The sequence below is a fragment of the Streptomyces niphimycinicus genome (genome assembly GCF_018883605.1).
GTDB lineage: Bacteria > Actinomycetota > Actinomycetes > Streptomycetales > Streptomycetaceae > Streptomyces > Streptomyces niphimycinicus.
On the sequence record NZ_JAHLEM010000688.1, the window covers coordinates 1 to 9,336 of the forward strand.

Here is a 9,336-nt window from a genome sequence, read left to right on the forward strand (position 1 = left end):
CGCGGTGCCGGTGGTGCGGGCGCGGGCGCGGGCAGGGGCGCGGAGGCGGGCGGCTCCGGGCCGGGGCCCGGTTCCGGGTCGCGACTTACGGCCGGTTCCGGGTCGGGGCCCGGTGTCGGTTCCTGGTCGGGGCCCAGGTTGGACTCCGGTTCGCGGCCCAGGACGGGCTCCTGTCCACGGCCAGGAGCGGGCTCCGGCTCGGGGTTCGCGGGGGGTTCCGGGGCCGGTTCCGGGGCGGGCTCCGGCTCGGGGTTCGCGGGGGGTTCCGGGGCCGGTTCCGGGGCGGGCCCCGGCTCGGGGTTCGCGGCGGTTTCCGGGGCCGGTTCCGGGGCGGGCTCCGGCTCGGGGTTCGCGGAGGGTTCCGGGGCGGGCCCCGGTGTCCGTTCCGCCGGTGTCTCGTCCGCGGTGGGCGGGCGCGGGGCGGGGATTCCGCCGTCCAGGGCGCCCGGCCAGTGGCCGCTGTCCTCGGCGGCCGACCGCGGCGGCGGTATGCGGGGTGGCCCGGCGGGGTGGGACGGCAGACCCGGGTCGCTGCCCCGTCCGGGCCCGTCTCTCCCGTCCCCGTCCCCGGGGCCGGAGCTCTCGCCGTAGGCGTCGTCGTACGGGTCCGGCCCGCCGCGCCCGGTCACAGCGCCCGTCCGTAGCCGGGAGGCGAGACCGCGCGAGGCGGCTGGACATGAGCGGTGGAGAGCAACTGGAGGCCGAGCCGGAGGCGGCGCCTGGCCTCGTCCTCGGTCACCCCGAGGGCGGCAGCGGCCTCGCGGTAGTCGCGGCGGTCGAAGTAAGCCAGCTCCAGGGCGGCGCGCAGTGGGGCGGGCATGGAGGTGACGATGTAGTCGGCACGGGCGGCCACGGACACCTCGCGGATCCGCTCCTCCAGGGCCTCGGGCGTGAGCGTGTCCCCGTCGGCGTCGGCCGGGGCGCTCTGCGACTCGCGCAGCCGGTGCACCGCCTGGCGCTGGGTGAGCATGGCGATCCAGGCGCGCAGCGAGCCCTGCTGGGGGTCGTACGCGTCCGGGTTCTCCCAGACGTAGCCGAAGACTTCCCGGGTGACGCGGTCGACGGCCGTCTCGTCCTCCAGGACCCGATGCGCCAGATTATGGACAAGTGACGCGAATCGGTCATAAAGCTCGGCGAGGGCGGCCGCTTCGCCGCGCGCCAGGCGCTGTTGCATCCTGCGGTCCCAGCGGGGCGGTGCGTCATTGGTCATGCGGCCCCCATTCCCGAGTCGTCCGGCCGGCCCTCCAGGCACTATGCCCACGTTCATATCGAATGTAATGCCGGTTGCTCACACAACACGCGTCCATCAGGCAAAGTGCGCGAGAAACGGGCCGCGCATGGTATTGGCGCGGTCGCTTTGCGCAGCATCGAGGAGACGAAACGCTTCGGCGCGGCATAGGGTCGTCCCTCAAGGCGTATGCCTGGGGGAGTTTCATGCGCTGACGGGCGGGCAGCCGCCCGTGAACAGCAAATTCCGGTTAGGGGCGAGCGAAGGGCTTCGGGCGCGTGACGTTGAAGGTGATGGAGGACCGGCGGGGGGAGTGGGTCGTTCTCCAGGTCTCGGGAGAGATGGACCTGGTGACCTCGCCCGCAGTCCGGCAGCACATCCACGACGCGGTCGCCGAGGGCCGCCACTGGCTGGTTCTGGACCTCTCGGAGGTCCGCTTCTGCGACTCCAGCGGGGTCGGCGTACTGATCGCCGCGCGTCGGCTGATGCGGTCGTGCTCGGGTCGGCTGCGGCTGATCCTGCCGCCGCAGGACGCCGCGCACGGTTCGCATGTGCATCGGGTGCTGGCGGCGCTGGGGGTGCGGCGGCTGTTCGACGTCTACCCCGACCTGGGGGCGGCCACGGAGCTGGATGAGGACGACGAGGAGGCGGCCGACCCGCTGTCCGCCTAGGGGCGCTCGTCCGCCTCGGGGTGCTCGTCCGCCTCGGGGTGCTCGTCCGTCCAGGGGTGCTCGTCCGTCCAGGGGTGCTCGTCCGTCCAGGGGTGCTCTCCCGCCTCCCCGTCCCCGGGCTGTTCGTGGCCCGCTCATGCCGTTCCCGTGACGCGCGGGGTCTTGGGGAAGTCGGCCCGTACGACGAAGCCGCCCTCCTCCGTGGGCCCTGCCTCCAGCGTGCCGCCCAGTAGTTGTGCGCGCTCCCTCAGCCCGACCAGGCCGTGACCGCCGCCCGGCAGCCCCGGGGCCACGGCTGAGGCGTCGGGCGGGCCGTTGCGCACCTCGACCCGCAGGCCCCCTGTCTCCTCGGCTTTCTCAGCCGCCTCTTGAGTCTCTTGAGCCTCTTGAGTCGCGTCTTCAGCCTCCTGAGCCGGGCCGTTGGCCGCCTCCTGCCTCGCCGCCTCCGCTTCGTTCACCCGTACCGTCACCCGCGCCCCCGGCGCATGCTTGCGGACGTTGGTCAGCGCCTCCTGGACGATGCGGAACGCGGCCCGTTCCACCGCCTCCGGATGGCCCGGGCGCCGTGTCGCGCCGTCCGTCTCGAAGTTGACGTTCAGCGCGCTGAGTTCGATCATCCGGGGCAGATCCGCCAGCCGGGGCTGAGGGGTCAGCTCCTCGTGGTCGCCGCCCGCCGCGCGCAGGATGCCGACCATATGGCGGAGTTCGTCCAGGGTCCGCACGGACAGCTCGCGGATCGTCCGCGCGCCCTCCCGCGCCTTCGCGTCCTCCGCGCTGATCTGCACCGCCCCGGCCTGGAGGCTGATGAGGCTGACCTGATGGGCGACCACGTCGTGCATCTCGCGGGCGAGCCGGGCGCGTTCGGTGGACAGCACCTGCTCGGCGATCAGCTCGTCCGCGTGGCGGCGGCTGCGGGTCAGATCCTCTATCCGGGCGGCGAGTTCACCGCGCGTACGCACCAGGAGGCCCAGCGCGATGGGCCCCACCGAGGTCACGCACGCGTCGATGAGCGTGAGGGTGTTCTGGCGGTACGCGGTCGGCTCGAAGTCGGAGACCGGCCAGGGGATGAAATGCGCGGCGGCCAGCAGCAGCGCGGAGATCCCCAGCAGCCGCCGGTCGGGGCGGAGCCGGGCCACCGTGTAGAGGGCGATCATCGGCGCGAACCAGACGTAGCCGATGAGGATCCCCGGCAGCGTGACCAGGAAGACCAGCGCGGGCAGCTTCCGGCGCACCAGCAGCGCGGCCGCCGCCACCAGCGAGACGTTGAGCTCCAGCCCGAAGGTGACGCCGTTGACGAGCAGCGCGTCGGCCACCGCGAGGAGGACGGGGATGATCAGCGACCCCCAGCGCATGACCCGGCGCGGCGGCCGCCACCGGCCGGAGACGGACGGCGACGAGGAGACGGAGGAGAGGGAGGAGGCCGGGGAGGCAGCAGGGGCGGCCGGGGAGGCAGCAGGGGCGGCGGGGGCAGGTGCGGCCGACGAGGCCGGGGAGGCGCCCGGCGTGCCCGGTGTGCCCGGCGTGCCCGGGGACGAACTGCGTGGCGGCAGCGGGGAGACGGTCATCGGGCGCCGCCTATCGGCGGCCGGCTCGTGACGAGCCCGGCGCGGTCGGCGACGATCGCGGCCTGGACCCGGTTGAGCCCGCCCAGTTTGCCGAGCACCGCCCGCACATGGTCCTTGACGGTGCTGGGCGCCAGCCCCATCCGCTCGGCGATCTGGGGGTTGGCCAGCCCCTCGCCCAGCAGCGCCAGCACCTCGCGTTCGCGCGGGGTGAGCGCCTCGACGGCCTCGGCGGCCGTCGTCTCCGCCTCGGCGGCGAGGAAGCCGCCGATCACGGCGCGGGTGACGGCCGGGTCGAGGACGCTGCCGCCCTCGGCGAGGGTGCGTACGGCCCGTACGAGCTGTTCCGGATCGGTGTCCTTGAGGAGGAAGCCCGCGGCTCCGGCGCGCAGCGCGGCCGCGAGGTACTCCTGGACGTCGAAGGTCGTCAGCATGGCGACGGCGGGGGAGCGGGGCGCGGCCCGCAACTGTCTGAGCACGGTGAGCCCGTCGGCATCCGGCATCCGGATGTCGAGGAGGACCACATCGGCCTTGCTGCCCAGCACCGTGGCCACCGCGGAGGCTCCGGAACATTCGGCCACCACGTCGATGTCCGGGGCGGTGCCCAGGATCAGTCGCAGACCGGATCGTACGAGCGCTTCGTCGTCCACAACAGCAACACGAATCACCGGCCGCTCCCTCACCTCATCTGTCATGCCCATTGCCCGGACAGCCTGCCTCATCGGCGAGCGAATATGGAGTGGTTGGCTCCGTCAGTGGGCGGGAACACCCCCGCCGATCGGCGGGGGTGACGGACGCCCAATGGTGGATTTCCCCGGCGGCCGCGACCAGGCAGAGTGGATCTCAAGCCGCATCACCCCGTGGGGTCGTCCCGAAACCCCAGCCCCGTGAACGCGCCGGAGTGCCTCCCGATGCGCGGTCGGCGGAATCGGCAGGCGGAGTGTTGCCGCGGTCAGGCCGCCGCGACCCCCACACGCGGCGGCCTGACTCGTTTCTCCGACCGCCCGCTGTGTGGTGCGCCCCGACCAGGCGCCTCACCGGTGACCCGGGCGCCGGTCGTCCGACCGGTGGCCCAGGCGCCGCCCGGCCCCCGAGGAGGTACGGGGAGGGGCCGGGTGGGCGGTCGGCGGGGGCGGGGAGGGGCCGATGGACGCCTCACATGGGGGGCTCGGCGGGGGCCGGGCCCAGGGTGGTGGTGCCGGGCGCGGCGCGGTGGCCGAGCCCGGTGCGGTAGGCGTCCATCGCGGCCTCCAGGCGGCCCTCCCGGCGCAGCAGATCGCCCAGCAGCCGGCACAGATCGGCCAGGTCACCGGCGGCGCCGGTGCGTTCGAGCAGGGACAGCGCCGCGCAGTAGTGCTCCTCCGCGGCCTCGACGTCGCCCCGTTCGTCCGCGATCAGACCCAGCAGCCGGTGGGCGCCGCCCGCGTGGACCGCGCCGCGGTCCGCGGTCAGCCCGACCCCGTCCGCCGCGGCCTCCGGCTCTCCGGGGGCGTCCGCGGCCCCCTCGGCGGGGGTGCGGGCCAGCAGCGGCAGCAATAGGGCTTCCGCGTCGGCCGTACGGCCGCGTCGGCGCAGCACGTCCGCCAGCTCGACCTCGACCTGCACGGTGAACAGCGCGGCCCGCTTGGAGGCCAGCATGTCCCGGGCGGTGCGCAGTTCGCGCTCGGCGCGCTCCAGATTGCCGTCCTGGGCGTGCACATAGCCGCGCATCCAGTGGCAGTGCGCCAGGTCGGTGTGGATGCGGAGCTGCTCGTACAGCTCCTGCGCCTTGGCCAGGGAGGCGTCGGCCTCGGCGGTGCGCCCCTCGGCGATCAGGGTGCGGGCCACCCCGCGGTGCATCCGGGCGATGAGCCCCGGGTCGTCCACGCTGGGGGCCAGCGCGAGCGCCAACTCGGCGGCGCGTACGGCACGGGCGTGCGCCCCCATGTCCATATAGGGCGCGATGGCCGCCGTATAGAGCAGCAGCAGTGCGTACGGATCGTGCAGCCCGGAGGCGTTCAGCTCGTCGATGGCGCTCTCCAGCAGATAGCAGGAGTAGCGCAGTTCGCCCGCGAGGAGATGGGCCACGGCCCGGCCGCGGATCGCGGGGATCCGGCGGGGCAGCGGTTCCCCGGCGAGCAGCCGCTCCACGGCCTGGAAGTGGTCGCGGGCGACGGTGAGGTCACCGGTCTCCAGCGCGCAGTCGCCGAGCCCCAGCAGGGCCGCTCCCCGCTCCTCGGCGAACCCGAGCCGCTCCGCCTCGTCCCGCACCTGCTCGAAGAGCTCGGCGGCGTCCTCGGCGGCGCCGGTGGCCAGGGCCCGCCGGGCGTCGGTGACGGCGGCGCGCAGCCGGGTGGCGTCCCGGGGCGAGCGGCCGGTGGTCAGCTCCTCGTAGCTGATGCCGAGGCGGTCCGCGAGATGGCGCAGCGCGGCCTCGGAGGGGCGCACCTTCCCGGCCTCGAGGGTGGAGACATAGGCGGCGGTGTAGGCGGGTTCGGCGAGCTGCCGCTGGGTGAAGCCGCGTTCCGTACGGAGTCTGAGCACCCGGCGCCCTATCTCGGTGGTCGACTCCGCCCCCGCGGCCGCCCCCGCCACCGTTCCCGCCGTCCGCCCGTCACCGGCGCTTCTGTCGGCCACCGTGCCCTCTTCTCCCCGGCGGTAGCTTAAGCGCCGGGCTAATTTCATTTAACGTGAGGATTGAAGGATGCAGCAGGCAAGCACAGCGGTACCGGCCGGACCGGGCGCCGTGACGACCGTCCGTCAGCCGGAACTGCTCCTCGCCGACTATCACTTCGACGTACCGCTCGACCATAAGGCTCCCGAGGGCGAGCTGATCCGGCTTTACGCACGAGAGGTCGTCGCCGCGGAGAAAACTGGTGCCGAGCGCGACCGGCTCCCCTGGCTGGTCTACCTCCAGGGCGGGCCCGGCTGCGGCGCGGACCGTCCGGTGGGCCGTTACGGCTGGCTCGACCGCGCGCTCGACGAATACCGCGTGCTCCTCCTCGACCAGCGCGGAACCGGCCGCTCCACCCCGGCCAACCGGCAGACCCTGCCGCTGCGCGGCGGCCCCGCGGAACAGGCCGAGTACCTCTCCCATTTCCGCGCCGACGCGATCGTCCGCGACTGCGAGCTGATCCGGCGCCGGCTCATCGGGGACCGCCCGTGGACCGTCCTCGGCCAGAGCTTCGGCGGCTTCTGCGCCGTGAGCTATCTGTCCCACGCGCCCGAGGGGCTCGACGCGGTCCTGATCGCCGGCGGACTGCCCGCGATCGACCCCGGCACCGACGTGGACGCCGTCTACCGGACCGCCTACCCGCGGATGGAACGCAAGATCCTCGCCCACTACGCCCGCTATCCGGGCGACGCCGCCGTCGTCCGTGCCCTCGTGCGGCATCTGGCCGACCACGAGGAGGTGCTGACGGACGGCACCCGGCTCACCGCCCCCGCCCTCCAGCAGCTCGGCATCCTGCTCGGCACCGGCGACGGATCGCACCGGCTGCACTACCTCCTGGAGGACGCGTTCGTCCCCACCGCCGACGGGCCACGGCTGGGCGACGCCTTCCGCGAGCAGGCGGCGGCGGTGCTCTCCCGCGCCGCCACCCCGCTCTACAGCCTCCTGCTGGAGCCCACCTACGCCCAGGACGGCCGGGCCACGGACTGGTCCGCGGAGCGGATCCGCGCCGAATTCCCCGCCTTCGACGCCGGTAAGGCGGTCACCGAGGACCGTCCGGTGCTCCTTACGGGCGAGACGGTGCACCCCTGGATGCTGGACACCCACGCCGCGCTGCGCCCGCTGCGCCGCACCGCCGAACTGCTCGCCGAACGCACCGGCTGGGGCCCGCTGTACGACACCGAGCGGCTGGCCCGTAACACCGTGCCGGTGGCCGCCGTGATCTACCACGACGACCTGTACGTGGACACGGCGCACTCCCTGGCCACCGCCCGGGCGATCCGGGGCGTGCGCACCTGGGTGACGGACGAGTTCGAGCACGACGGGATCCGGGCCGGAGGCCGCCGGGTGCTGGACCGGCTGCTGCGGCTGGCGCGTGACGAGCGGGGATGACGAGGGGTGACGGCCCCACTTGGTTGTGCGGTGCCCGGTTTCCTAGCCACTTCCCTAATTACCATTGCCCACGACCCTCGGACCCCTTAGGTTGAGCGGCGAATTAATCCTGCTTAACTGGGCGCTTATCGCGAAGACTTCGGGAGTCACCGTGCGCAGACGCATACGGAGCCGCATACGCAGCCGCATCTCCCTGCGCACCGCGGCCGCCGCCGGAGGCATCGTCCTGGCGGCGGCCGCAGCCATGACCGCGCCTGCCACCGCCTCGCCGGGAGCGGCCGACTCGTCCCGTTCCTCCGGTCCGGCCGGCGCCGCCTCGTCGCAGCGCACCCTGGACGTGGAGTACTTCACCGGCCCGGGCGCCCACCCCCGCCACACCGAGGTCCCGGCGGCCACCCCCGAGCGGCTGAGCCGCGCCGCCCGCTCGCTGTCCGCCAAGGAGACCGCCGCCGACGGCAAGGTCGCCTCGCTCGTCGACAACGGCACCACGGCCGACAAGCTGGACGTCGTCATCATCGGCGACGGCTACACCTCGGGCCAGCAGGCCGACTTCCAGGCCGACGCGCGCTCCAAGTGGGACCAGATGTCCGCCGTCGAGCCGTACGCCTCGTACAAGGACCTCTTCAACGTCTGGACCGTGGACGCCGTCTCCAACCAGTCCGGCGTCTCCGGCGACCCGTCCAAGGACGTCGTCAAGGACACCGCCCTCGGCTCGTACTTCTGGTGCGACGACATCGAGCGGCTGCTGTGCGTCGACACCGCCAAGGTCGAGTCGTACGCGGCCAAGGCGCCCGAGGCCGACCTCGTGGTCGTCCTGGGCAACTCCACCAAGTACGGCGGCGCGGGCTACACCCTCACCTCGCAGGTCGGCTACGACGGCATCGCCACCGCCTCCTCCGACCACCCCGACTCCGACCAGATCGCGGTCCACGAGACCGGCCACTCGCTCGGCAAGCTGGCCGACGAGTACTTCTACCCGGAGTACGGCACCTACACCGGCGCCGAGCCCGGCGAGGGCAACGCCACGAAGCTGACCGCGGCCCAGATGACCGCCCAGCAGAAGAAGTGGTACCGCTGGATCGGCCAGACCTCGCCCGACGGCGGCACGGTCGGCGCCTACGAGGGCGGCCGCTACTACCCCAAGGGCATCAACCGGCCCACCGACAACTCGATCATGCGCACCCTGGGGCGGGAGTTCAGCCTCCCCGGCCGCGAGGCGATGATCGCGGGCTTCAACAGCCACGCCAGCGTGCTCAGCAGCCGTACGGCCACCACCACGGCCCTCAAGCGGTCGGCGAGCATCAAGGTGAGCGTCCCCAAGAGCGCGTCCCTGAAGTGGTACGTGGACGGGGTCGAGGTCAGCGCCGCGAAGGGTAAGACCAGCGTCACCCCGGCCACGCTGGGCGTCCCGAGCGACGGAGCGACCCACACCGTCACCGCGAAGGCGACGGACGGCACGAAAGCGGTGAAGGACCCGGCACTGCGCAAGCTGCTGACCGACTCCCGCACCTGGAAGGTCACCAACTGACCAAGCCCCACCCGGCGCTCCGTCTGTTGCGCCCCCCTGACTGGCCGCCCCGTGGACCCCCGCCGCGGGGCGGCCCCCCTTTTTTTTGAGGCTCGGTTCGCCTCCGGGGCGCAAAAGCCTCCCCCAGCTACCGCTGGGAGGTGCCCCCGGCCGGAAGAACCAAGGGGCCGGAGGGCGAAGTTGCCCGATGGGGGGCGGCCGCGGTCCGCCCCCTTTAACATCGGCGTGATCTACGTTCCCGCATGCCGCGCCCATGCTCAATCGCCCGTAAGGGCGGCTCCACGGTCCGGTGTTCGAGGGCCTCG

At 73.2% G+C, this 9,336-nt stretch carries 8 protein-coding genes and 1 pseudogene; 4 read left to right on the forward strand and 5 right to left on the reverse strand.

Features of this window, described 5'->3' with window-relative positions; translation table 11 throughout:
* Positions 1-629, reverse strand: a pseudogene (locus KN815_RS40270) (hypothetical protein); the annotation flags it as partial.
* Positions 626-1,210, reverse strand: a complete 585-nt coding sequence (locus tag KN815_RS40275; protein WP_216346750.1) for a sigma-70 family RNA polymerase sigma factor — start codon at positions 1,208-1,210, stop codon at positions 626-628. The gene KN815_RS40275 and the pseudogene KN815_RS40270, both read right to left, overlap by 4 nt.
* Positions 1,211-1,521: 311 nt before the next feature.
* Here KN815_RS40275 and KN815_RS40280 point away from each other — a divergent pair, with 311 nt between their 5' ends.
* Positions 1,522-1,899 (forward strand): STAS domain-containing protein, encoded by a 378-nt coding sequence (locus tag KN815_RS40280; RefSeq protein ID WP_216346755.1) that lies wholly within the window; start codon positions 1,522-1,524, stop codon positions 1,897-1,899.
* A gap of 134 nt (positions 1,900-2,033) precedes the next feature.
* Here KN815_RS40280 and KN815_RS40290 read toward each other — a convergent pair whose 3' ends face one another.
* Positions 2,034-3,251, reverse strand: coding sequence for a sensor histidine kinase (locus KN815_RS40290; protein WP_253209546.1), 1,218 nt, complete (start codon positions 3,249-3,251; stop codon positions 2,034-2,036).
* Between KN815_RS40290 and KN815_RS51110 the strand changes: the two genes are divergently transcribed.
* Entirely contained in the window at positions 3,229-3,495 is a 267-nt protein-coding gene (locus KN815_RS51110; RefSeq protein ID WP_253209547.1) for a hypothetical protein, read from the forward strand. The two genes, KN815_RS40290 and KN815_RS51110, sit on opposite strands and share 23 nt — an antisense overlap.
* Here KN815_RS51110 and KN815_RS40295 read toward each other — a convergent pair.
* Together KN815_RS40295 and KN815_RS40300 are read right to left on the reverse strand one after the other, a co-directional pair.
* Positions 3,461-4,129, reverse strand: coding sequence for a response regulator (locus KN815_RS40295; RefSeq protein WP_216346752.1), 669 nt, complete (start codon positions 4,127-4,129; stop codon positions 3,461-3,463). The two genes, KN815_RS51110 and KN815_RS40295, sit on opposite strands and share 35 nt — an antisense overlap.
* A gap of 487 nt (positions 4,130-4,616) precedes the next feature.
* Positions 4,617-6,035, reverse strand: coding sequence for a helix-turn-helix domain-containing protein (locus KN815_RS40300; protein WP_216346756.1), 1,419 nt, complete (start codon positions 6,033-6,035; stop codon positions 4,617-4,619).
* Between the two features lie 109 nt (positions 6,036-6,144).
* On the opposite strand from KN815_RS40300, the gene KN815_RS40305 reads away from it, so the two are divergent.
* Together KN815_RS40305 and KN815_RS40310 are read left to right on the forward strand one after the other, a co-directional pair.
* Positions 6,145-7,503, forward strand: a complete 1,359-nt coding sequence (locus tag KN815_RS40305) for an alpha/beta fold hydrolase (protein WP_216346753.1) — start codon at positions 6,145-6,147, stop codon at positions 7,501-7,503.
* 151 nt (positions 7,504-7,654) lie between these two features.
* Positions 7,655-9,031 carry a M64 family metallopeptidase gene (locus KN815_RS40310; RefSeq protein WP_216346754.1) on the forward strand — a complete coding sequence of 459 codons (1,377 nt, stop codon included), beginning with the start codon at positions 7,655-7,657 and terminating at the stop codon, positions 9,029-9,031.
* The last annotated feature ends 305 nt before the right edge of the window (positions 9,032-9,336 follow it).